Raw genomic sequence first — 23583 nt, 5'->3', positions numbered from 1 at the left:
TCCGAACGAGTCGGCACTCGTGGATCGTTCTTGCCGTGGGGCTGGTGATTCTGGCTCTCGGCGTCGTCCTCCTGATGAACGGCACGGCCGGGTGCGGGCCGGCCGAAACACGCGTCGGCAACCAATGTGTCACTGTGGGTGATGAGACCGGTCTGGCGCGCCCGCTGGAGCACTCGGTCGGCCGGCTCGCCGGGATGCTCACCATCGGCCTCGGCGTCCTGGTGGGTGCGGCCGGGGTCTACCTCACCTTCTTCGCGGACCGGTCGGTCAGCCCGGCCACCGGGGTGGGCGACCGGATCGAGCTGGCCCGCCGCGAGGGCTGGCGCTTCCTCGACGTCGACCCCGACCTGCTGGCGGACTGGAGCGACACCCCCGACTTCGGCGAGGACCAGCCGGCGTACGCGGTCCTGCGCGGCGTTCACGACGACCTCGAGTTCGTGGTCTTCGACTACCGCAAGCCGGACAGCGGCGAGCTCGCCACCGCGTGGATCGTCTACCTGCCGGAAGCGTCGCGGGCCTTCGTCAAGTGGGCGACCGCTCAGGAGCCGCTCTACCGGCGCCCGCTCAACATGGTGGGGGTGCGGGCGGACGCGATCGTCGACATCGGTCGCCAGGTGCACCGGTCCACCGAGCCGGAGAGCGTTCTGCGCCAGGTCCGGGCACTGGCTGAGATCATCCGTCGCTTCGAGGGGCAGGCCGCTGCCAGCTCCTGACCTCCCGCCGCCTGCGCAGCCGGTGGGCCGCGGCGCCGGTGGTGACCGCCGCCCAGACGGTCGCGATGGACGCGACGATCCACCAGCCCACCACGGCCAGCACGATGGCGACGGTGGTGACGAGGGCGGACAGGATGAACAGTGGTAGCGGAGGGAAGCCGGTCGGTGACACGCTGAAGTTTCCGCCGCCCATTCGGGCACAGAAGTCGGGATCATCCCGTCGGAGCTGGCGTTCCAGCTGCGCCAGCCGCCGACTGTCCTCTTTGCTGAGCATGTCCGCTACCTTCCGGTCCGCCGAGCCGGTGAAGCATGGATCGAGATGGGGCGATCCCGATCAGAGCCCATTGTTACCTCTGAGTTGCCTCTGTGATACGTCTGCGTGTGCCGAATTTTGGTCCCGGTCCGCTCCGGACAGTGGGACCAACCGGACTCTTGCCGCATCGGGTACAACGTCCCGCGGTCCCGGGGATGACGGCCGGTCCAGGGCAAACCGCGACGTACGGCGGCGGATGACCTTATGGTTGGCTATCGTGATCGTGTTTGGGCCGGGGCAACCCGGCCCTTGTCAGGTGGAGGGCGGCATGGGCGGCGCCGGCCGAAGTGATCCGGACGTGCCGGGCTTGATCGACGTCACGGATCTCCCGGTGGACCGCCTTATCGCGGACGGCGATTCCGTGCTCGCCAACGCCATCCGGCGCTTGTTGATCGAATTCGACGGTGCGCGGGAAGTTCTTTCCGCCTTCGACAACTTCGCCGGCGATCCACCGGACGCCGCGAGCGCCGCCTCCGAGCGATAGCCTCGGTCTCCTCCGTCGCCCGGCGCACCGAACCGGAGGTGGCGGCCAGACAGGCGATCGCCTGCAAGGTCGATTCGCCGCTGAGCTCCCCGGTCAGAAACAGGATCAGGACCGTCACCACGACCGCCACGAAGGCCAGTTCGTTCGCGACCCGGTCCGCGCCGGGCCTTTGGTGATCACGCATTTGCCGACCCTCCTCGACGATCTTTCCGCCTGAACCAATCCTCGATCCTCCGGAATGCGCGAGAACGGATCCTGGCATTCATCGCCACAAGTTGACGGTTGGCGTACGCCCGTTTCTCGTGAAATCCTGTCTGACACAACTTGACGATTATTGGCAGCGTCGGAGCGTGACTCGTGGCGGTTCAGATGCCCGGGCCAGATCAATTACTCCCGGGTCCACTCCGGGATCTGGTTCTCGCCCTGCACGAGCTGTATCGCAGTGCCGGAAAACCGGGCGTCCGAATGATCAGCAACGATGTCAGAATCCGTGGGGACCTCGCCGACACCGTCAGCCACGAAACGGTGAGCGCCATGCTCCGCGGCGACGGGCTCCCCAAGTGGGTGAAGCTGGACTGCGTCGTCCGGGTGCTGGCCGCCCGCTCGGTGGACCGCCGTGATGCGCAGGAGGTGGTTCGCGGCTTCCTGCAGCTGTGGCTGCGGGCCTCGGACGACTCCGACCCGGCCCGCCGGGCGGTGGAGGCGCCGGTCCTCCTGGTCGAGGCGCCGGCCGGGGAGCCCGGCGGCGAGGAGCCTCCCGAGACCGTCCGGCCGCGCGTCCTCCCGGAACGCAACCGGGACTTCACCGGCCGGGACCTGATCCTCGACGAGGTCCGGCGCCGGTTGCGCGAGGGCCGGTCGCTGCCGGTCATCCTGTACGGCCTGGGCGGCGCCGGAAAGACCCAGGTGGCGGTGGAGTACCTGTACCGCTGGGCGGTCCCGGAGAACGGCCTGGTCTGGTGGGTGCCGGCGCACGACCCGATACCGGCCCGCAAGGCCCTGGCCGACCTGGGCAAGCGGCTCAACCTGCCGGCGAACCGGGACCTGGAGCAGACCGTCCGGTCGGTGATCAGCGAACTGGAGCGCGGCCGGGTCTCCTGGCACCTGGTCTTCGACAACGCGGAGCTCTCCGACGCGCTGCTGGCGCTGCTGCCGTCCTCGGCTCGCGGCCAGGTGCTGATCACCTCCCGCGACCCGAACTGGGCGAACGTCGGCACCGCCATCGAGGTCCGGCCGTTCGACCGGGCCGAGAGCATCCAGTTTTTGCGCCGCCGCGGCCGGGAGATCGACGGCGCCGACGCGGACCGCCTCGCCGACCGGCTCGGCGACCTGCCGCTGGCCCTGGAACAGGTGGCCGCGGTGCAGGCCGCCACCCAGATGCCGGTCGCCGAGCTGATGCAGCTCTTCGACGAGCACATGCAGGAGCTGCTGGGCACCGGCCGGCCGCAGCACTACACCGACACGGTGGTGGCCTTCGTCCGGATCGCGGTCGACGGCCTGCGCACCGAGGCGCCGAGCGCCGCCCAGCTGCTGGAGCTCTTCGCCTACCTGGGCACCGAGCCGGTCTCGGTCACCCTGCTGCGCAGCGGGCAGGACGCCCCGGTCACCGCGCCGCTGGCCCGGGCCCTCAGCGATCCGATCCAGATGGCCCGCACCATCCGGGCCCTGCGACGGTACGGTCTGGCCACCGTCGAGCAGCAGACCCGGCGGATCACCGTGCACCGCCTGGTTCAGGTGGCGCTTCGGGAGGCGCTCGACGCGACCGCCCGCGAGCGGGGCCGGGCCAATGCCGAGCTGTTGCTGGCCGCCGCGAACCCGGGCGCCCCGGAGGACATGCGGGCCTGGGACCTGTACGCGGAGATCTCCCCGCACGTGATCCCGGCCGGGCTGATCGGCTCCGCCCATCTGCCGGCCCGCCGTCTCGTCGTCGACCAGATCCGCTATCAGAACCGGGCCGGTGACTACGCGGGCAGCCTGCGTCTCGCCGACCTGGCCATCGCGGCCTGGACCCCGGCCGACGCGAACGGCGCGGACGGGCCGGTCGAGGAACTGGCCATGCGGGCCACCTTCGAGCGGGCCGAGACGTTGCGCGCGCTGGGCCGCTACGACGAGTCCCGCGAGCTGAGCATCGTCTCCTGGAACCGGCTCCGGGAGAGCACCGAGTACGGCGCCCGGCACCACTTCACGCTGCGTGCCGCCCGTACCGTCGCGGCGCACCACCGGATCAACGGCGCCTACCGGAAGGCGCTGGAGGTCGACGAGGAGACGCTGGCGCACTGCCGGGCCGCCGACCCGGAGGACGAGGAACGCATCCTGCACCAGATGCACAACGTCGCGGTGAACCGGCGCCTGCTGGGCGACCACCGGAGCGCCTTCACGATCGACGAGGAGGTGCTGCGCCGACGGCGGGAGATGTTCGGTGACCGGGACGCCCGGACGCTGCTGTCGATCGGCAACCTGGCCCGCGACCATCTCGGCCTGGGGCACTACCAGCAGGCGTACGACCTCCAGCAGGAGGTGCTGCCGGTGTTCCGCGCCCGGATGGGCACCCGGCACCAGCAGGTGCTGATGAGCGTCCGTACGGTCGTGGTGGCGCTGCGCAAACTCGGCCGGCACGCCGAGGCCCTGCGCCTGGCCCGGGAGAACTACGAGGTCAGCCTCACCCAGCTGGGCACCGACCACGAGCACACGCTGGCCGCCATGATGAGCCTCGCCAACGCCGGCTGCACTCTGGCGGTCGCCGAGCACCGGCCGCCGGACGACGCCCTGGAGCTCGCCGAGCTGGCCGTCACGCGGTACCGGCGGGTGTTCGGGCGGTTCAACCCGGTCACCCTCGCGGCCGAGGTCAACCACGCGATCATCCTGCGGGCGCTGGGCGATCAGCGGGCTCTCGAGATGGACCGGATGACCCTGACCGAGTTACAGGAGCGATTGGGGGATGAACACCCGTACACCCTTTGTGCGGCGGTTGATTTCGCCACGGATCTGTCTCTTGATCAACAATTCGACGACTCTCGTGACCTGCTTCGTCGTACCCTCGAAGTGTCTCAGCGGGTGCGCGGAAATGATCACCCGGATACGCTCGCCTGCGCCGTGAATCTGGCCTTGGAGTTGAAACAGTCAGGCGCGTTGGGGAGCGCTCAAGTGCTGCTTGACACTACACTTGGCAGCCTCCGCCGGGTTCTCGGACCACACCATCCGAGCACGGTCAATGCTGCACTCGGGGTGCGCGCGGAGTGTGACATCGAGCCGCCGCCGACCTGATCGCGGTGGCGGGCGAGGAGGCGAGGATGGCCGCAGATCCCGGGGTGGCCGGGAGTGGCGACGCGCTGCCCATGGCACTGGTCGACGTCACCGGCATACCACTGGATCAGCTGCTTCCCTCGACCGATTCGGTGCTGGCGAATTCGCTGTCCGCACTGGTCGCGGAGATGAGCGGAAATCGGGAGATCCTAGCCGCCTTCTCGAATTTCGCGCCCGATGAACCGAGCCCCTTCTGAGGCGCCGCTCCCGGATTGGCCGCACCGGGCTCTGGACGTCCCGCGACTGATCGCGGAGGGCTGGTCACCGCGCCCATTTCGGGATTACGTGATAAAGGTCCACCAGCGCTGCAATCTGGCCTGCGACTACTGCTACATGTACACGATGTCCGACCAGAGCTGGCGGACCCGCCCCGCGGTCATGCCACCCGAAGTGGTGCGGGCGGCCGCCGGCCGGATCCGTGAGCACGCCCGGGCGCACAGGCTGGACGGCGTGCGCCTCATCCTGCACGGCGGCGAGCCCCTCCTGGCCGGCCGGGAGGGGCTGCGATCGATCGTCGGCACGCTGCGCTCGGCGCTCGCCGGGACGTGCGCCGTCGACTTCGGATTGCAGACCAACGGTGTCCTGCTCGACGAGGCGATGCTCGGTGAGCTGCGATCGCTCGGCGTCGCGATCGGGGTCAGCCTGGACGGGCCGCCCGCCGACAACGACCGGCACCGGCGCCGGGCCGACGGCCGGGGCAGCTACGCCGCGGTGCACCGGGCGCTCACCCTGCTGGACCGGCCGGGGAACCGGTCCGCGTACGCGGGTCTGTTGTGCACCATCGACCCGGACACCGATCCGCTGGAGTGCTACCGCACCCTGCTGGGCTACCACCCGCCGGCGATCGACCTCCTGTTCCCGCACGCCAACTGGGAGCAGCCGCCCCGGCGCGTCACGGAGAACGACACCCGGTACGCCGACTGGCTCGTCACGATCTTCGACGAGTGGTACGGCGCCGAGCGCCAGGCCACCCGGATCCGCCTGTTCGAAGCGGTGATCAACCTGCTTCTGGGCGGCGGCAGCCGCAGCGAACAGGTGGGACTCAGCCCGGTGGCGGTCGCGGTCATCGAGTCGGACGGGGCCGTCGAGCAGGAGGACTCCCTCAAATCGGCGTACGACGGGGCGTGCTCCACCGGCGCCAACGTGCTCACCCACGAGCTGGACGCGGCCCTCACCCACCCCGGGATCGTCGCCCGGCAGATCGGGGAACGGGCGCTCGCCGACGCCTGCCGGCCGTGTGAGCTGCGCCGGGTCTGCGGCGCCGGCCACTACGCGCACCGGTACCGCCGCGGCGACGGTTTCCGGAACCCGTCGGTGTACTGCGCCGATCTGACCCGGCTCATCACCCACGTCCACCGCCGGGTCGCCGCCGACCTGGCCCGGCTCACCGGGGCACCGCAGTGACGACCAGGTGGCATCAGCTCACGTCCGCCCAGTTCGCCGGGCTGGCCGGGGGATACGGCGGGGCCGGCCCGGTCGCCGCACTGGCCCACGCCCAGCTCAGCAAGCACCTACTGCTGATCAAGTTCATCGCGACCGCATGGAGCGGCGACCGGGCGTACCGGGACCGGGCCGTCGAGACCCTCACCCGGGCGCAGGCCGCCGGCCCGGAGCGGTTCGCCCACCTGCTCACCGATCCGCTGATCGGGGCCTGGGCGGCCGGGACCACCCGGCGGCTGCGTGGCGCGGTCCGGTCCGAGGTGCCGCTCGGCGTCGACTGCAACCACCTGTCCGCGGTGGCCGCCGCCGCGGCCGCGGCCATCGGGGTGGACGCCGACCTGGTGGTGCACGTCTCCGGTGGTGGCGTCACACTGCCCGGCCTCGGGCGGGCGCTGACCACCGCACCGGAGCACACCCCGCTCGCCGCGACCGTCCGGCGGGGCCGGGTGACCGTCCAGGGGCAGGCCGGCTGGCAGACCCTGCGGACCCTGACCGGCTCGGCGGAGCGGGGCGGACTGCGCGTGGCCCTGGACGACCTGGGGGCGTACCGGGGTGGGCACCACGCTCCGCCCGCCGACCGGCTGGACGACGCGGAGCTGCGGCGCTGGCAGGACACCTTCGTGGCCGGGTGGACGCTGATCGCCCGGTACGACCCGGTGCGGGCCGGTGAGCTGACCGCCGGACTGCGGACCCTGGTGCCGCTGGCGATCCTCGACGGCCACTCGGCCCGCAGCGCCACCATCCGGGACGCCTTCGGCGCGTTCGGGCTGACCCGCCCGGCCACGCCGGCCGACTTCGCGGTCATGCTGGTCCACGAGTTCCAGCACTCCAAACTCTCCGGTGTCCTGGACATCCAGCCGCTCACCGACGCCACCTCGGCCGACCTGCACTTCGCGCCGTGGCGGACCGATCCCCGGCCGGTCGGCGGCCTGCTCCAGGGGGTGTACGCCTTCCTCGGCATCGGCCAGTTCTGGGAGCGGCTGCTCGGCGTGCCGGAGTTCGCCGGCCGGGCCGCGGACGAGCTGGCCCTGGTCCGCGAGCAGGTGCGCTGGGGACTGCGCGGCCTGGAGGTGGGCGCGCTGCTGCCGGCCGGGGCGCGGTTCACCGCCGGCATGCGGGCCGCCCTGGAGACCCTGGACACCCGAAGGCTGCCGGACCGGGCGGTAGGCCGCGCCGAGCAGGCCGTGCGGGGCAACCACGAGGCCTGGCGGCTGCGGAACGCGGAGACGCTACGTCGGTGACGGCTCCAGGTCGCACTCGGCCCGCCGGCCCCGGGCCCGGTCCAGAGTGTCCGGGTGATCCGGCCCGAGAACCGCGGCCATCAGGCTGATGGTGCGTTCCAGCAGCCGCCGGCCGGACTCCTCGTCGCCGGTGGCCATCCGGTCGAACGCCACGTTTCCCGCGCACGCCAGGGTGTGCGGATGCTCCTCGCCCCGCTGGCCGGTGAGGTCGGCCAGGGTGCTCTCGGACAGCTCCCGGGCGCCGGGCGCGTTGCCCCGCAGCGCCAAGTCGTTGGAGAGGTTGCTGATCGTCCGCAGCGTGTACGTGTGGTGCGGCCCGAACACCTCCCGGAACCCGGTGGCGGCGCCCTCGTCCAGCACCTGCGCCGCCTCGAAGTCGCCCAGGGCACGCAGCAGCAGCGCCATGTTCACCTCGGCGGCCAGCGTGAACGGGTGCCGGGCGCCGAAGTCCCGCCGGTACGCCTCCAGCGCCCCGGTCGCGAGATCGTGCGCCTGGCCGATCTCGCCGACCGTACGCATCGCGTTGGCCAGGGTCATCGCCGCGGCGAGGCTGTGCTCGTGCCTCGGCCCGAGCCGGGACCGGGTGCCCTCGTAGCAGTTCCGCGCGCTGATCACGGCCTCCGCGAACCGGCCCAGCCGGATCATGGCGATGGCCTGGGTACGGGAGGCGAGCAGCACGTACGTGTGCCGGGGACCGAACTCCGCCCGCAGGTCCGGCACCACCTGGCTGACCAGGTCCAGCGCCTCCTGATGCCGGCCCATCGCCAGCAGGTCGCGCGCCACGTTGGCCCGGCAGTGCAGGGTCTGGTAGCGGTTCGGGCCGGTCCGGCTCCACTGCTGGACCAGGCCGGTGTCGATCCGGTGCGCCTCCTCCACGTCGCCGAGCATGCGCAGATTCACCGCCACGCTCTGGAGCACCCGCAGCGTGTAGAGGTCGTCCTCGCCGAACACCCGCCGATGCCGTTCCAGGTTCTCCCGGTCGACCGCGAGCGCGGCCCGGTAGTCGCCGAGGACCCGCAGGTCGAGCGCCACACTGTTCGCCGTGACCAGGGTGTACTCGTGGTCGACGCCGAACGCCGGACTGCCGCGCAGTACGGCGTACACCTCCTCGGTGAGCTCTCGGGCCCGCGAGCTCTCGCCGAGCGACCGCAGCGCGTTCGCCAGGTGCCGGGTGGCCAGCATGGTCAGCGCGCCCTGCGGGCCGATGTCCGGGCCCTCGCCGGCCCGCCACACCGGGATCGCCATCTCGGCGAGCCGGCGGCTGTTCTCGTAGTCGCCGACCAGGTAGAGGTAGCGCATCTGGTCCTGCACCACCATCCGGGCCTGCGGGAAGTCGGCGGCCACCAGGTTCGCCGGGACGATGTGCGGGCCGATCTCGGCGTGCGTGGCCCAGCCCTGCTGGCCGTCCGGGTCGCCCGGGTTGGCGTGCGCCAGGATGAGCTGCACGTTGCGCCGGCTGTGCTCGCGCTGCTCCTCGTCGAGGCTCTCCCTCAGCACCAACTGCATCAGCCGGTGCACCTGGATCTTCTTGTCCAGGTCCACCCGGGCGAGGCCGAGCCGCCGGACCGCCCGGATCGCCCGGCCCATCTCGATCGGCTCGCGCAGGGTGGTGCGCAGCGGCTCGGACAGCGGCGCCTCCCGGCCGGTGCGCAGCAGCTCCTGGGAGAGCGGCTCGGCGCCGAGGAACGCGAACAGCTCGAACAGTTGCGCCGTGCCGGGGCTGGACTCCCGCAACCGCTCCACGGCCAGCGCCAGGAACGCGGCCACCGTGGTCGGGTAGTACGTCGGCTTGCCCTCGGAGAGCAGCTCCCGGACGTGCGCGTCGAACAGTTCGAGGTATTCGGAGACGGGCATGCTGGTCTCGGCGTGCCACGTCGCCGCCTGTTCCAGGGCGAGCGGCAGGTCACCGAGCTTCTCGGCGAGACGGTCCGCCTCCTCGGCCGAGATGTCCTTCGCCCGTTTCCGGATCAGCTCGATGCTCTCCGGGCGTTCGAAGACGTCCACCTCGACGGCGTCGCCGAGCCGGGTCCACTCCTGGTTGCGTGACGTGACGATGACGTGCCCGCCGGTCACCGGGACGAAGCGGGCCAGCTCGTCCGGCTGGTCGGCGTTGTCGTAGACCAGCAGCCAGCGCAGCGGCGTGGAGGCAAGCGTGTCGAGAACGGTGGCCGCGGTCTGCTGGAGGCTGTCGCTCTCCGGCAGCCGCAGCCGTTTGCTCAGCTCGGCCAGGGAGGACAGCACCGTGGTCGGCTGCTCGGCGGGAATCCACCAGATCAGGTCGTAGCCGCTGATGTAACGGTAGACGTACTCCACCGCGAGCTGGGTCTTGCCGACACCGCCGAGCCCGTGCAGCGCCTGCGGGAGCACCGAGATCTTCGACTTCGTCACCAGCGCCTCGTTGAGGGCGCGCAGCATCGCCTCACGGCCGGTGAAGTCCGGGTTCTGCGCGGGCACACTGCCCCAGATGGGCCGGCGGTCCGGCGGGTCGTCGTCGGCGTCGTCCGGGGGCGGCGGCAGGATCGCCCGGTTCGGCTCCGGCTCGGGCACGACCACGGGCGGCGGCTCGACCGGCTCCGGCGCGAGCGCGGCGGCCTCCTGCTCGCGACGGCTCGCGATGCACAGCCCGCGGACCGTGGCCTGGCTGAGCCCGATCCCGCCCGCCACCAGATCGATCCAGCGGTGCAGGTCCAGGGCCTGGGCCGGTTCGACCAGGTGGGCCAGGCGGTCCACGTACGTCAACAGCAGCGGCGCCCCACCGGTCCGGGCCGGTGCGGTCTCCAGCCGGCGCACCAGGACCGCCGGATCGCCGGTCAGCGCGGCGATCTCCCGCTCCCGGCGGCCGGCCACCCCGGCCGCCGTGGCCAGGTGCTGCGAGCCCACCCCGGCGAGCAGGTTCAGCAGCGACTCGCGGTCGGCCGGCGCGAGCAGGACCTCCCGCTCCAGCTCCTCGGTCAGACGCTCCAGCTCGCGGACCGCGGGACCCTCGCCCAGCATGTCGTAGACCACCCGGACGAAGGTGCGCAGGCCGCCGGAGCGGGCCAGCATGGCGCCGAGCAGGGACCACACGTCGTGCCGCGCGTCGGGGTAACGGGACGCCTGCAACGGGCGGCCGAGCCGTGCTTCCAGCTCCGCGACGTAGCGATTCCGCTCACCCGGATCACGCATGCTCGGAATGTCGAGCAGAGCGTCGAGCAGTCGTTGCCGGTCGTCCAGGGTGAATTGCCGATCAAGCACGTCACGGCCCTCATTCGCGGTCGGCGAGGCTTAATCGTACGACGACGCGAGAGGCCCGATAATGCCGCTTTCACATTGACGTTCATGATCGTAATTCAATGGCGCCGCCGACCTTCCACACCGGAATGATCGGCGGCCACCTGTTCAGAGCGCGCGGCGCTTGGCCGACGCGGTGGCCAGCCGCTCCAGGACCGCCACCGTGGCGTCCCAGCCCATGCAGGCGTCGGTCACCGACTGGCCGTAGGTCAGCTCGCCGCCCAGGTCCTGCCGGCCCGGCTCCAGGAAGCTCTCCAGCATCACGCCGCTGATCGCGCGCTGGCCGGACTCCATCTGCCGCGCGATGTCCTCGGCCACGATCGGCTGCCGCTTGTGGTCCTTGTTGCTGTTGCCGTGCGAGCAGTCGATCACCAGGCGCTCCGGCAGGCCCGCCTTGCGCAGCAGCGCGAGCGACGACTCGACGTCCTCGGCGCTGTAGTTCGGCTTGCCGCCACCGCCGCGCAGCACCAGATGGCAGTCCGGGTTGCCGGTGGTATGCAGGATCGCCGGGGTGCCCGAGTAGTCGATGCCCGGGAAGACGTGCGACGCCTCGGCGGCCTGGATCGCGTCGACCGCCGTGGAGACGCTGCCGTCGGGGCGGTTCTTCATGCCGATCGGCATCGACAGGCCGGACGACAGCTGCCGGTGCACCTGCGACTCGACGGTCCGGGCGCCGATCGCACCCCATGCCACGGTGTCCGCGATGTACTGCGGGGTGATCGGGTCGAGGAACTCGACGGCCACCGGCAGCCCTCGCCGCACGACCTCGAGCAGCAGCTTGCGGGCGATTTGCAGGCCGGTGCCGACGTCACCCGAGCCGTCCAGGCCCGGGTCCATGATCAGGCCCTTCCAGCCGACCGTGGAACGCGGCTTCTCGAAGTACACCCGCATCACGATCAGCAGGTCCTCGCTGAGCCGCTCCGCCTCTTTCCGCAGAAGGGAAGCGTATTCGCCGGCGGCGACCGGGTCGTGCACCGAACACGGGCCGACGACCACGATCAGGCGCTGATCTCGGCCGTTGAGCACGTCCTCCACCTGCTTGCGGCCGGCCAGCACGGTGTCGTGCAACTCGGACGTCAGCGGCAGCTCGTGGTGGAGCAGCGCCGGGCTCATCAGCGGGACGACCTTCTCGATCCGCTGGTCTCGGACCCGCTGCACCTCTGGGGCGGTCATGGTGATCTCTCTCCTTCGACCGGCCCTGGTCAGAGCCGGTTTGCTCGGGGCAAACAAAAAGGCAGCGACATCGTCGCTGCCTTGCCGGCTCTGGCGGGTGTCTCAGGTCATGCGGTCATGGCCGAGGCACCGGCTTGAGCCGGCCTCGTAAACCAATAGAACGACCACATCCGAGACATGCCCGCCAGCATAGCCACCTCAGCGCGCCGGTTGCAGCATCTCCGGTCTCTGTTCAGCTGTTGGGACGACAGGAGGTGGGCCGAGCGGCAGCATCACCGTGAAGACGGTCTGGCCGGGACGGCTCTGCACACCCACCTTGCCCCGGTGCGACGTGACCACGGCGTGCACGATCGACAGGCCGAGACCGGTGCTGCCGGCCGCGCGGGACCGCGAGCTGTCGCCCCGGGCGAACCGTTCGAAGATGCGCGGAACCACGTCCGGCTGGATGCCCGGGCCGTTGTCGATGACCTGGATCACCGCGGCGTCCCGCACCGAGCCCACCTTGACCGTCACGGTCGCGCCCTCCGGCGTGTGGGTCCGGGCGTTGGCCAGCAGGTTCGCGACCACCTGATGCAGGCGGGCGCCGTCGCCGACCACGGTGACCGGCTCGTCCGGCAGGTCGAGCTGCCAGTAGTGGCCGGGACCGGCGGCGTGCGCGTCGCTCGTGGCGTCGACGGCCAGCATGGTGAGGTCCACCGGATCCTGGGCGAGCGGGCGGCCGGCGTCCAGACGGGCCAGCAGCAGCAGGTCCTCGACCAGGGCGGTCATCCGCTTGGCCTCCGACTCCACCCGGTTCAGCACGTGCGCGATCTCGTCCGGCACGACCTGCCGGCTGCGGCGGGACAGTTCGGCGTAGCCGCGGATCGCGGCGAGCGGGGTGCGCAGCTCATGGCTGGCGTCCGCGACGAACTGCCGGACCTGCATCTCGGAGGCGTGCCGCGCCTCCAGAGCGTTGCCGACGTGGTCGAGCATGCGGTTCAGTGCGGCGCCGACCTGGCCGACCTCGGTGCGCGGGTCGGTGTCCGGCTCGGGCACTCGCTGCGCGAGCCGCACCTCGCCGGCGTCGAGCTTGAGCTCGGAGACGCGGGTCGCGGTCGCTGCCACTCGATCGAGAGGCTTGAGGGTACGGCGGACGATGAGCGCCCCACCCCAGCCCGCGATCAGCAGCGAACCCACGATGACACAGCCGGTGAAGATCGCGACGGTGACGAGCGTGTTGTTGACGTCCTCCAGCGAGATGCCGAGGTAGACGATCTCCCCGTCGATCTCCTTGGCCATCACCCGGTATTCGGGCAGGTAGCCGCCGAGATCGACGTCGGCCGTCTGCCCTTCCGGAACCTCGCGCTGGAGGGTGGCGACCATCTGCGCGGAGAGCCGGGCGAACTTGTTGTCACCCGGCCGGTCCGACTCGGTCGCGCTGTCCTTCGGCTGGACCAGGCCACCGACCGCTTCACCGCCGTCCGGGATCACCACGACGATGGAATCGGTCCCCATCGCCCCGGTCGGTCCGTCGACGATGGCCTGGCTGAGCGTCTTGAACCTCCCGGAGCCGGGCATCCCCTGTCCCGGTCCCGGACCACTGATCCGTTTCCCCAGCTCGCCCAGATCGTCGTCGAGCTGGTCGTGCAGGGACTTGTGGAGATAGAGCTCGGCGGTGCCGCCGACGACCAGCCCCAGCACCGAGAGCAGCGCGATCATGATGGCGACGATGCGGGTGCGCAGCGACCAGCCCGCGGGACCGCGCCGGCGGGACGGCCGGGAGGGGGTCGAGGCGGCGGTGCTCATGGATCAGTCGGCCGGCTTGAGCACGTAACCTGCGCCGCGCATGGTGTGGATCATCGGCGCGCGACCGGCGTCGATCTTCTTCCGCAGGTACGAGATGTAGAGCTCGACCACGTTCGCCTGTCCACCGAAGTCGTAGTTCCAGACCCGGTCCAGGATCTGCGGCTTGCTCAGCACCCGCCGCGGGTTGCGCATGAGGTAGCGGAGCAGCTCGAACTCGGTGGCGGTGAGCGTGACCAGGTCGCCGCCCCGGCGGACCTCGTGCGAGTCCTCGTCGAGGGTCAGGTCACCGACGACCAGCTGCGACTCCGTACGCATCGGGGCGTGTCCCATCCGTCGCATCAGACCGCGCAGCCGGGCCACCACCTCCTCCAGGCTGAACGGCTTGGTGACGTAGTCGTCGCCGCCCGCGGTGAGGCCGGTGATCCGGTCCTCGACCGAATCCTTGGCGGTGAGGAACAGCACCGGCACCTCGGGTGTCTCGCCGCGCAGCCGGCGCAGCACCTCGAGCCCGTCGATGTCGGGGAGCATCATGTCCAGCACGACGGCGTCCGGGCGGAAGTCGCGCGCGGTGCGGACGGCCGTCATGCCGTCGCCCGCGCTGCGCACATCCCAGCCCTCGTAGCGCAACGCCATCGAGAGCAGCTCGGCCAGCGTCGGTTCGTCGTCCACCACGAGCACCCGGACCGGGGTCCCGTCGGGCCGCCGAAGCTCGGTGCCGGGTTCTGCGTTCGCCATCGTCATGCCCCTACTGTGGTGCCCCACGCTCGGTGCCGCCTTTTGGTTCCCTGTGAAGCGCCTGTGCCTCTGCCACGTGACGTCATGGTGTTCGGCATGAGGGTTCGGGTCCATGAGGATCCTGGCGAGCGGAGTGGCGTGATCGAAGTGGCGTACAAAAGTCACATAATGGACTAATGGGACTAGTTGGTCGGATAGCGGCCGCGTTCTCCGCGATCCTCTTCCTGCTCCTCTGCCTCGCGCCGTCAGCCCGTGCCGAGCTGCCCGAGCAGCGCCGCCCGGAGACCACCGGCTCGGTGCCCGAACTGCCCGGTGGGGGAGTCAGCCCGATGCTGCTCGCCGCGCTCGGCGGCTATCTGCTCACCGGCGGCCTCGCCCTGCTGCTGCTCCGGCGTTGATCAATCCTCGGTCCCCCACCTGGGCATTCCCGGTTGTCAGGGAGCGGTAGCCCGGGGAACACTCGATGTTGGCGCGATGTTGTGCGAGCGTGGGTCAAAGCGGCGGCGCGAGTGTGGGGAGCGTTCACGTGGATCTTCTCGAGGACTACCGCAGGGCCACCTTCTTCTTCGAGTCCGGCGATCCGCTCGGCGCCGCCCGGCTGCTCGAACCGATCGTCGAGGCCGAGCCGCACAACACCGCGGTCCGGCTGCTGCTGGCCCGGGCCTACTTCAACTCGGCCCAGCTGAACGGGGCGGAGGCGCAGCTACGGGTGCTGATCGAGCATGATCCCTCCGACCACTACGCGCACCACGTGCTCGGCCGGACCCTGGAGCGGGCCGGCCGTTTTCGTGAGGCGTTACCGCACCTGCGGCTGGCCTCCGCCATGAAGACACAGACCGACTACCAGGAGGCGCTGCGCCGGGTCGAGACCTGGCTCGGCAAGAACAGCGCGGCGTAGGGTCTCGATCGTGAAGCTGAAGCTGGACCTGCACGACATCTTCAACAAGGGGCACGAGATCGACCGCGCGCTGCGGGGGATCATCGACGAGGCCATCCAGAAGAAGGCCACCCTCGTCGAGATCATCCCGGGCAAGGGCAGCGGCGCCCTGAAGAAGAAGGTCATCCGCTTCCTCGACCAGAAAGAGATCAAGCAGCTCTATCACCGGGTCGAGAAGGACGGCGACAACTGGGGGCGTCTCTTCGTGCACTTCCGATTCGACGCCCCCACCGGCCGCAGGGGCCGGGGCCGCTAGAGGGTGTAGGTCTTCGCCACGGCGACCATCTCGCTGCTGTGCGAGCCGAGCACGCCGACATCCGCCGGCCGCGGCCGGAAGCCGGGCATCGTGGCGAGGTCGTCGCTGGCGTCCATCACCCGGAACCCGACCGGGCCACTCGCCCGTACGGTCAGGCTGACCTCGACCCCGTTCTCCGGCGGCGCGTGGAAGACGAAGCCCGGCGTGGGGTCGATCGGCCGGCCACCCACCGTGATCGCGGTGACCTCGGCGCCGACCACGTGCAGGGTGGCGAACCGGACCGCCCGCTGCGGATCGAGCAGCAGTCGCATGGTGCGCAGGCCGCCCGAGGTGCTCTCCGAGAGCAGCGTGAGCGCCGGCGCCGGCAGGGTCGCCGCGGGAGCCGGTCCGCCGCGTAGCTTCTCGTCGCCGAAAGCCGGCAGGGTGGCGGACACCTCGGCGGGCTCACCGGTCACGTACTGGGACGTCCACTCCTGCGGCTCGGCCTCCTCGCTGAGCCATCGGGCGGTGCCGGTGTCGGCGTCCAGGGCGTACATCAGATGGGTGAGCGACGGGTGCTCCTCGTCGAAGCGGTCCACCGCCAGACCGGTCGCCGTGCAGCCGATCACCGCCACGACCGCGATCAGTGACGGTACGGCGCCGAGCCGGCGGGCCTTCAGCGCGTCCAGTCCGCGGGCGCCCGACTCCACCGGGTGCAGCAGGTCCAGCACCGGCAGCAGGGCCAGGCCCAGCAGCACGGTCAGGAACGCGCCCACCCCGGCCATCGGCATGCCGAGCGCCGGGAACAGCATCAGCACGGTCGGCAGCAGGATGACGACCGGGACCAGCGCGCCGACGATCAGGACGGCGACGGCGAGCCACGGGCGGGCGCGCATCGCGAGCAGGGCGGAGACCGCGACGGCCAGTGCCGGGAGCGCGGCCAGGTAGGAGCCGCCCGGGGTGAACGCGGCCAGCACCATCCCGAGGACGGCGAGCCAGGTCAGGCCACCGACGGCCAGTGCCGCCGGACCGACACGGCGGCGCAGCAGGGCGTACCAGATCAGGACGGTGGCGGCGGCCAGGGCGATCACCGCGAGGCGGTACCACATCGGACGGTACGGGTCGATCGGCAGGCCGCCGTACTCCGGCCGGATCGTCTTCAGCAGCGCCCACAGGCCCTGGGCCAGCAGCGGCGCCACGATGATCGGCAGCACGGCGAGCGGAATCGCGACGAGCACCCGGCGGCGGACGAACCAGCCCAGCGCGACCACCGCGATCAGGGCCGCCGCGGCCATCGGCCACACCAGCCCGCCCGGGTAGCGGATCAGCAGGCCCGGCACCGGGAAGTAGGTGGCGTCCCCGGTGTTGCTCAACGTGGTCAGATCCTGGGCGCCGAACTCCCGTACCAGAGCCAGCGCGTTGTCCCCGTGATGCTGGAGGCTGTCCCGGTTCATCGCCGACGGCTTGTCGGTCGGCGCGTGGTAGACCGCGGCGCCGTCGATGTAGGCGGTGTTGAGGCCCAGGAAGTCCGACTCGCGGAACGGCGTGAAGTCGGTGTCGTTCGGCAGCAGCCGGTAGATCTCCACGGCGAAGGACGTGCCGACCGGGTACGGCACCCGGGCGTACGTCTCCACGAGCCGCGCGTTGCCCGCCGACGTCTCGAACATGATCGCCGGGCCGCTGCTGCCCCGCGCCTCCAGGTTCAGCGCCACCCCGCCGTCCCGGGCCAGCGGGTGCTGGTCGACGAACGCCTTGGCCCCGCAGAGACATGCCTCCTCGGCGTCGGTGAGCACCAGCACCACGTCGTTGCGCGGCTTCTCCCCGCTGGTCAGCGCCCGTGCCGTCTCCAGGATCGTGGCGGTGCCCGCGCCGTCGTCGTTCGCGCCCGGGGCGATCTGCGCCGAGTCGTAGTGCGCGATCAGGAAGATCCGCCCGGTCGAGGCGGACCCGGGGATCAGCGTGACCACGTTCCGCACCCGGGCCAGGCCGGTCCCGCCCGCCGAGGAGGAGAGGCCGGCGCCCTGCACCGACACCACGTCCTGCACCTCGGGCGCCAGGCCCAGACCACGCAGCCTGTCGATCAGGTACTCGCGTACCCGGTCGTTGGCGGCACTGCCGGCCGGGTGCGGTGTGGACGCGATCGCGCGTACGTCCTCGAAGGCCCTCGCCGCGCTGAAGTCGCTTGCCGGCGCCGATGTCGCCCGCTCCGCGGGCGGTTGAACGGAACGAACCGCGGCCAGGCCGGCCAGCCCGAGAACGGCCAGGACGGCGGCGGCGGCGAGGCCGCGACGCATCGGCCGGGCGAGAGCTGTGTCACTCATGGGGACATCTGACCATCCGGGTACGCCTGACGGGTACCCCGAAGATCCATTGGCGCGTGCAATAGCGTGTTCCGGGTGACTACGCCGCTTGACCCAGCCGCCGTCATCGCGGAGTTCATCGACCGGGTGTCGCCCTACAATCCGACGCCGGACGCTGACCCCGTCGCCGTTCTCGGTGTGCGCACAGCCTTCGGTGAGGATGTCTTTACCGTCAGTGACCACGTGATCCGGGCGATGTGCCGGGCCCTGGAGTCCTATCGGGACCCCGAGGACCGGGGAAATTGTGCCAAATGCGGAGGACTCCACCTGGACGAGAACCTGCACTGCCGGGACTGCGGACAACTGCACGGCATCCTCGGTCAGGTGATCGCCGAACACGCCAGGCGGGTCGCCGCCGACTCCGGCCCGTCTCCCTCGCCCTCCTCCGGCGACCCGCACCGATGACCGAAGTTGTGCCGCGGGGCCGGTTGGTACACGATTTGCGGGTCACCTATGCGTCGAGTGGGGAATCGGAATGACGGAGCGGTCGCTCGCGTCCCGCAGGTACGCGGCGGACCAGCTGGAACGGCTACGGATCCTGCTCGTCGAGGACGACGAGGGCGATGCCTTCCTGGTCCGTGAGCTGCTCGCCGAAGCCGAGGCCCCGTTCGAACTGACCGTCGCCAGCAGCCTGCGCGAGGCCCGCGAGCGGCTGACCGGAGTCGAGTGCGTCCTCCTCGACCTGGGCCTTCCCGACGCCGAGGGCATCGACGGCCTGCGCAAGCTGCTCGCCGTCGCCGGAGGCGCCGCGGTCTGCGTGCTCACCGGCCGCTCCGACGAGCACCTCGGGGTGCAGGCGGTCGCCGAGGGCGCCCAGGACTACCTGGTCAAAGGCCAGGTCGACGGCGTGTTGCTGATCCGGTCGCTGCGCTACGCGGTGGAGCGGAAACGCGCCGACGAGAACGCCCGGCGGCTGCGCGAGGCCGAACTGCGCGAAGCCGAGTCGGCCCGTCTGGAACGCGGTCTGCTGCCCAAGCCACTCAAGCGGGACGACTTCGGCCTCGGGGTCGAGCCGTTCTACCGGTCCGGCCGGGCCATGGGCCTGCTCGGTGGCGACTTCTACGACGTGGTGCAGGTCGGCGACGACCGGCTGCACGTGATCGTCGGCGACGTCTGTGGGCACGGCGTGGACGAGGCGGCGCTCGGCGTCGAACTGCGGGTCGCCTGGCGGGCCCTGGTGCTCGCCGGAGTGCCGGAAGAGCAGGTGCTGCCCTCACTCGAACAGGTGCTGATGTCCGAGCGGCGGGCCCGGGAGGTGTTCGCCACGGTCGCGTCGGCGGTCATCGACCTTCCAAGAAACAGAGCGACGGTACGGGTGGCCGGCCACCCGCCGCCCGTCGTGCTCTCCGGAGGGCGGGCCGCGCCGGTCGCCGTGCGTACCGGGATCGTGCTCGGGGTACGTCCCACTCCCACCCCCGCGACCGAGCTGGAGTTCGACAGCCATGACTGGTCCCTGCTGATGTACACCGACGGCCTGATCGAGGGGCGTACCGGAGGTAGCGACGAGCGGCTCGACGTCGACGGCCTGTGCCAGCTGCTGGCCGAGCCGGAGGCGCGTGCCAAACCGCTGCCCGAGCTGCCCGAATGGCTGGTGGCCCGGGCCGACCGCGACAACGGCGGCCCGCTCACCGACGACGTCGCGATGCTGCTCATCTCCCGGGGCGCCGGCAGATGAGGACCAGGATGCGCGCCTGGCCCCTGCGGATCCGGATCGTGGCGCTCTGCGGCGCCGCCGGGCTGCTGCTCGGCGGGCTCGGTGTGGTCGCCGCTGTCACGGCGGCCGCCAACAGCCGGCAGGTCGACGACATCCTCGACCGGGCCAGCCCGATGCGGGCCGCCGGCGAGACGCTGAACACCGCGCTCGTCGACCAGGAGACCGGCGTCCGGGGCTACGCCATCACCGGGCAGGAACACAACCTCGAGCCGTACCGGAACGGGCTGGCGCAGGAGAACCTCCAGATCAGCCGGATCGAGAGCTACCTGAATCCGGAGGACGGCGAGATCCGCGCCGCTCTCGAAGTGGTCGAGGAACGCGCCGCGGCCTGGCGGGCCGAGGTGGCCGAACCGCTCATCCGGACCGTCCAGAACTCCGGCACCGAAGCGGCCCAGGAACGGGTCGAGGCGTCGGACACCCGCGAATTCGACGAGGTCCGCGCGGCCGTCCAGGTGATGCAGGACCACATCCAGGAACTGCGGGCCCGTTCGGCGGACGCCGCCCGCGACTCCAGCCAGGCGCTGGTCGCCATTCAGATCGCCGCCGCGGTGATCATCCTGTTCACCGGCGCCTGCCTGCTGCTCCTGCTGGACCGCCTGGTCAGCCGGCCGATCCTGGACCTCGCCGGCCAGGTGCGACAGGTCGCGGCCGGTGACTACGACCGGCACATCGAGAGCCGCTACAGCTCACCCGACCTGGCCGGCCTCGCCGACGACGTCGACCGGATGCGGCAGCAGATCGCCAGCGAGCTGAGCGAGGTCCGGGAGGCGCGCCAGCAGGTCGAATGGATCAACCAGCAGTTGCAGTCGCAGGCCGAGGAACTGACCCGGTCCAATCGCGACCTGGAGCAGTTCGCCTACGTGGCCTCGCACGACCTCCAGGAGCCGCTGCGCAAGGTGGCCAGCTTCTGCCAGCTCCTCCAGCGGCGGTACGCGGGACAGATGGACGAGCGCGCCGACCAGTACATCGCCTTCGCGGTCGACGGGGCGCAGCGCATGCAGCGGCTCATCAACGACCTGCTCGCCTTCTCCCGGATCGGCCGGCTCACCACCGGGTTCACCGACGTCGACCTGAACAAGGTGCTCGCCGAGGTGAAGTCGCAGCTCGAGCCGCGGGCCGGTGAGGGCGCGGAGATCAGTTGGAGCGGACTGCCCATGGTGGAGGGTGAGGAGCCGTTGCTCACCACCCTCTTCGTCAACCTGATCGGCAACTCGCTCAAGTTCCGCCGGCCCGACGTGCCGCCGGTCGTGCGGATCACCGCCCAGCCCCAGGGCCGTGAGTGGCATGTCAACGTGCGGGACAACGGCATCGGCATCGAGGCCGAGTTCGCCGACAAGGTGTTCGTGATCTTCCAGCGGCTGCACGCCCGGGACGCGTACGAGGGGACCGGCATCGGATTGGCGATCGTCAAGAAGATCGTCGAATACCATGGCGGGCGGGTCTGGCTGGACGTCGACGTCGCCGAGGGTGCGTCGATCAACTTCACGCTCCCGGCACTGCCAGGCGCCGAGGCGCTCGAGAGCGCGCAAGACGTGGGGACCACATGAGCTCAATGCCGCGCTCGTGGCATCGCCCGGGCTCGTGGCATCGGCGGAGCTAAGCGGAGGTGGCGACATGAGCACGGAGAGAGAACCGGGCACACCGATCGAGGTGTTGCTCGTCGAGGACGACCCCGGTGACGTGCTGATGACACAGGAGGCGTTCGAGGAGCACAAGGTCCGCAACCGGCTGACCGTGGTCTCCGACGGCGCCGAGGCGCTCGCCTACCTGCGGCAGGAGGGCCCGTTCGCCGACGCGGTGCGGCCCGACCTCATCCTTCTCGACCTCAACCTGCCGAAGCGGGACGGCCGTGAGGTGCTCGCCGAGATCAAGAAGGACGACGATCTGGGCCGCATCCCGGTCGTCGTGCTCACCACCTCCTCGGCGGACGAGGACATCCTGCGCAGCTACCAGCTCCACGCGAACGCGTACGTCACCAAGCCGGTCGACTTCGAGCGGTTCATCGCGGTGATCCGGCAGATCGACGAGTTCTTCGTCAGCGTCGTGAAGTTGCCGCCGCGTGCCTGATCAGGTTCTCGATCAGGTCGCTGAGCTGGTTCGTGAGGTCGCGCACACCGTCGTCCTGCCGCGCTTCCGGCGCCTGGCCGACGACGAGGTGCAGCAGAAGGCGCCCGGTGACCTTGTCACCATCGCCGACCAGGAGTCCGAGCGGGCACTGACCCGCGGGCTCACCGCCCTGCTGCCCGGCTCGGTGGTGGTCGGCGAGGAGGCCGTGGCGGCCGACCCCACGGTCCGGGACCGGCTCGGCGGCAGCGGCGCCGTGTGGATCGTCGATCCGGTCGACGGAACCAACAACTTCGCCGCCGGGAAGACGCCGTTCTGCGTGATGGTCGCCCTGCTGCGGGGCGGGGAGACCTGCGCGGCGTGGATCCTCGACGTGATCGGTGATCACCTGACGGTGGCCGAGGCGGGTTCCGGCGCCTACCGGGACGGCGTACGCGTGAAGACCCGCGCCGACGACCCGGGCGCGGCCGCGTTGCGGGGCGTGATCTCCCACAAGTACCTGCCGGACCACCTGCGGGACCGGGTCCGTGCCAACGCCGTGGCCCTCGGCGGTCACACCTCCGGCCGGCACTGCGCCGGGTACGAGTACCCGGCCGTCGCCACCGACGAACAGCAGTTCGCGATGTTCTGGCGGATCCTCCCGTGGGATCACGTGCCCGGCACCCTGATCGTCCGCGAGGCCGGCGGTGTGACCCGCCACCTGGACGGCGCCGACTACCGCCCCATCGACCGCCGGCGCGGCCTGCTGGTCGCCGGCAACGAGGACATCTGGCAGACCGTCCACGGCACCCTCTTCCCGGACGGACCCCCACCGACCGACCCCACCTGACGGCTTGTGCGTGGCCGGCCGTTTCCGCGTCGCCGCGCCATTTGCGGGTGTCTCGTTCGGCGGGTCGCTCATTCGGCGGTACGGGACCTCTTTCGGGTGAGGGGACGGTCACAGCCGGCGGGAGCCCGTGGGCGGGTCCGGGGATCTAGGGTGCGGGCATGTCCTCGTACCTCGATGAGCTTTTCGGCCTGGGCGGGCGGACCGCGGTGGTGACCGGCGGCAGCTCCGGGATCGGGCGCGCGATGGCGCTCGCCCTGGGCCGTGCCGGCGCGCGGATCGTGCTGGTGGCCCGGCGCGAAGCGCCGATGGCCGAGGTGGTCGCCGAGTTGCGCGGCCACGGCGCCGACGCCCACGCGGTCTCCGCGGACCTCGCCGACCGGGCTGCCGTCAAGGCCGTCATCAGCAAGATCATTGAGGGGTACGGCGAGCCCGACATCCTGGTCAATTCGGCTGGGATCAACCTGCGGCCGCCGCTCGGCGAGCTCACCGACGACGTCTGGGACGTCACTCTCGCCGCCAACCTGACCGCTCCGTTCCTCCTGGGCCAGGCGTTCGGCCCGGCGATGGCCCGGAGAGGCTGGGGCCGGATCATAAATGTCGTCTCCCAGCAGGCCTTCCGGGCGTACGGCAACAGCGGCGCCTACGGAGCGGCGAAGGCGGGGCTCGTCGGCCTCACCCGTTCGCAGGCCGAGGCGTGGTCGCAACACGGCGTCTGCTGCAACGCGATCGCCCCCGGAGTGGTCCACACGCCACTGACCGACGTCGTTTTCGCCGATCCCACGAAAGTGGCGGCACACGCCCGCCGTACGATGATCGGTCGCAACGGAGTTCCGGAAGATTTCGCCGGGTGTGTCGTATTCCTGGCGAGTGAGTCCGGTCAGGCGGTAACCGGTCAGACGCTCTTCGTCGACGGTGGATACTCGGCTACCTGATCGATCTCCCTTTCGTCTGCTCCGACACGGTAAAGTACCGGCGCTTACGACTTGG

Annotated in this window: 21 protein-coding genes; 15 read left to right on the top strand and 6 right to left on the bottom strand. The window is 70.8% G+C overall.

Annotated features, from left to right (window positions below; all coding sequences use genetic code 11):
* Positions 1-134 precede the first annotated feature (134 nt).
* A complete protein-coding gene (locus KZ829_RS03490) occupies positions 135-713 on the top strand; it encodes a hypothetical protein (RefSeq protein ID WP_220142355.1) in 579 nt (192 codons plus the stop codon).
* Here KZ829_RS03490 and KZ829_RS03485 read toward each other — a convergent pair.
* A complete protein-coding gene (locus KZ829_RS03485) occupies positions 673-987 on the bottom strand; it encodes a DUF3040 domain-containing protein (RefSeq protein WP_220142354.1) in 315 nt (104 codons plus the stop codon). The genes KZ829_RS03490 and KZ829_RS03485 overlap by 41 nt on opposite strands.
* A 256-nt stretch (positions 988-1243) precedes the next feature.
* On the opposite strand from KZ829_RS03485, the gene KZ829_RS03480 reads away from it, so the two are divergent.
* From KZ829_RS03480 to KZ829_RS44380, 5 genes are all read left to right on the top strand, one after another.
* Positions 1244-1510 (top strand): FxSxx-COOH-like cyclophane-containing RiPP peptide, encoded by a 267-nt coding sequence (locus tag KZ829_RS03480; RefSeq protein ID WP_220142353.1) that lies wholly within the window; start codon positions 1244-1246, stop codon positions 1508-1510.
* Positions 1511-2044: 534 nt separating this feature from the next.
* Complete coding sequence (gene fxsT / locus KZ829_RS03475) at positions 2045-4774, top strand: FxSxx-COOH system tetratricopeptide repeat protein (RefSeq protein WP_246635050.1); 2730 nt, start codon at positions 2045-2047, stop codon at positions 4772-4774.
* A gap of 26 nt (positions 4775-4800) precedes the next feature.
* Positions 4801-5010 carry an FxSxx-COOH-like cyclophane-containing RiPP peptide gene (locus KZ829_RS03470; protein ID WP_220142351.1) on the top strand — a complete coding sequence of 70 codons (210 nt, stop codon included), beginning with the start codon at positions 4801-4803 and terminating at the stop codon, positions 5008-5010.
* 88 nt (positions 5011-5098) lie between these two features.
* Positions 5099-6217, top strand: coding sequence for an FxsB family cyclophane-forming radical SAM/SPASM peptide maturase (locus KZ829_RS03465; RefSeq protein ID WP_308285317.1), 1119 nt, complete (start codon positions 5099-5101; stop codon positions 6215-6217).
* On the top strand, positions 6214-7494 hold the full coding sequence (locus KZ829_RS44380) for an aKG-HExxH-type peptide beta-hydroxylase (RefSeq protein ID WP_220142349.1): 1281 nt from the start codon (positions 6214-6216) through the stop codon (positions 7492-7494). Before KZ829_RS03465 ends, KZ829_RS44380 begins: the two co-directional genes overlap by 4 nt.
* Here KZ829_RS44380 and fxsT (KZ829_RS03455) read toward each other — a convergent pair.
* From fxsT (KZ829_RS03455) to KZ829_RS03440, 4 genes are all read right to left on the bottom strand, one after another.
* Positions 7483-10728, bottom strand: a complete 3246-nt coding sequence (gene fxsT / locus KZ829_RS03455) for an FxSxx-COOH system tetratricopeptide repeat protein (RefSeq protein WP_220142348.1) — start codon at positions 10726-10728, stop codon at positions 7483-7485. The two genes, KZ829_RS44380 and fxsT (KZ829_RS03455), sit on opposite strands and share 12 nt — an antisense overlap.
* Before the next feature lie 144 nt (positions 10729-10872).
* On the bottom strand, positions 10873-11937 hold the full coding sequence (locus tag KZ829_RS03450; protein ID WP_220142347.1) for a 3-deoxy-7-phosphoheptulonate synthase: 1065 nt from the start codon (positions 11935-11937) through the stop codon (positions 10873-10875).
* Positions 11938-12135: 198 nt separating this feature from the next.
* Positions 12136-13722, bottom strand: a complete 1587-nt coding sequence (locus KZ829_RS03445) for a sensor histidine kinase (RefSeq protein ID WP_220142346.1) — start codon at positions 13720-13722, stop codon at positions 12136-12138.
* A gap of 3 nt (positions 13723-13725) precedes the next feature.
* A complete protein-coding gene (locus KZ829_RS03440; protein WP_220142345.1) occupies positions 13726-14463 on the bottom strand; it encodes a response regulator transcription factor in 738 nt (245 codons plus the stop codon).
* A 170-nt stretch (positions 14464-14633) separates the two neighbouring features.
* On the opposite strand from KZ829_RS03440, the gene KZ829_RS03435 reads away from it, so the two are divergent.
* From KZ829_RS03435 to KZ829_RS03425, 3 genes are all read left to right on the top strand, one after another.
* Positions 14634-14855, top strand: a complete 222-nt coding sequence (locus KZ829_RS03435; protein WP_220142344.1) for a hypothetical protein — start codon at positions 14634-14636, stop codon at positions 14853-14855.
* 128 nt (positions 14856-14983) lie between these two features.
* Positions 14984-15355 (top strand): tetratricopeptide repeat protein, encoded by a 372-nt coding sequence (locus KZ829_RS03430; protein ID WP_220142343.1) that lies wholly within the window; start codon positions 14984-14986, stop codon positions 15353-15355.
* 10 nt (positions 15356-15365) lie between these two features.
* Entirely contained in the window at positions 15366-15650 is a 285-nt protein-coding gene (locus tag KZ829_RS03425; RefSeq protein WP_183226951.1) for a Smr/MutS family protein, read from the top strand.
* On the opposite strand, the gene KZ829_RS03420 is transcribed toward KZ829_RS03425, so the two are convergent.
* A complete protein-coding gene (locus tag KZ829_RS03420; RefSeq protein WP_220142342.1) occupies positions 15647-17950 on the bottom strand; it encodes a M28 family peptidase in 2304 nt (767 codons plus the stop codon). The genes KZ829_RS03425 and KZ829_RS03420 overlap by 4 nt on opposite strands.
* A 75-nt stretch (positions 17951-18025) precedes the next feature.
* Here KZ829_RS03420 and KZ829_RS03415 point away from each other — a divergent pair, with 75 nt between their 5' ends.
* From KZ829_RS03415 to KZ829_RS03390, 6 genes are all read left to right on the top strand, one after another.
* A complete protein-coding gene (locus KZ829_RS03415; RefSeq protein WP_220142341.1) occupies positions 18026-18394 on the top strand; it encodes a hypothetical protein in 369 nt (122 codons plus the stop codon).
* A 70-nt stretch (positions 18395-18464) separates the two neighbouring features.
* The gene (locus tag KZ829_RS03410; protein WP_220142340.1) at positions 18465-19664 is read left to right on the top strand and encodes a PP2C family protein-serine/threonine phosphatase; all 1200 of its coding nucleotides are present in this window, start codon (positions 18465-18467) and stop codon (positions 19662-19664) included.
* A gap of 8 nt (positions 19665-19672) precedes the next feature.
* Positions 19673-21250, top strand: coding sequence for a sensor histidine kinase (locus KZ829_RS03405; protein WP_246634916.1), 1578 nt, complete (start codon positions 19673-19675; stop codon positions 21248-21250).
* Positions 21251-21317: 67 nt separating this feature from the next.
* Complete coding sequence (locus KZ829_RS03400; protein WP_183226943.1) at positions 21318-21770, top strand: response regulator; 453 nt, start codon at positions 21318-21320, stop codon at positions 21768-21770.
* Positions 21763-22596 (top strand): inositol monophosphatase family protein, encoded by an 834-nt coding sequence (locus KZ829_RS03395; RefSeq protein WP_220142338.1) that lies wholly within the window; start codon positions 21763-21765, stop codon positions 22594-22596. Before KZ829_RS03400 ends, KZ829_RS03395 begins: the two co-directional genes overlap by 8 nt.
* A gap of 158 nt (positions 22597-22754) precedes the next feature.
* The gene (locus KZ829_RS03390; RefSeq protein WP_220142337.1) at positions 22755-23528 is read left to right on the top strand and encodes an SDR family NAD(P)-dependent oxidoreductase; all 774 of its coding nucleotides are present in this window, start codon (positions 22755-22757) and stop codon (positions 23526-23528) included.
* Positions 23529-23583: the final 55 nt, after the last annotated feature.

The sequence above is a fragment of the Actinoplanes hulinensis genome (assembly GCF_019429605.1).
Classification (GTDB): Bacteria; Actinomycetota; Actinomycetes; order Mycobacteriales; family Micromonosporaceae; genus Actinoplanes; species Actinoplanes campanulatus.
Note: the sequence above shows the minus strand (reverse complement) of the source record. Positions and strands in the feature narration are given on the sequence as shown.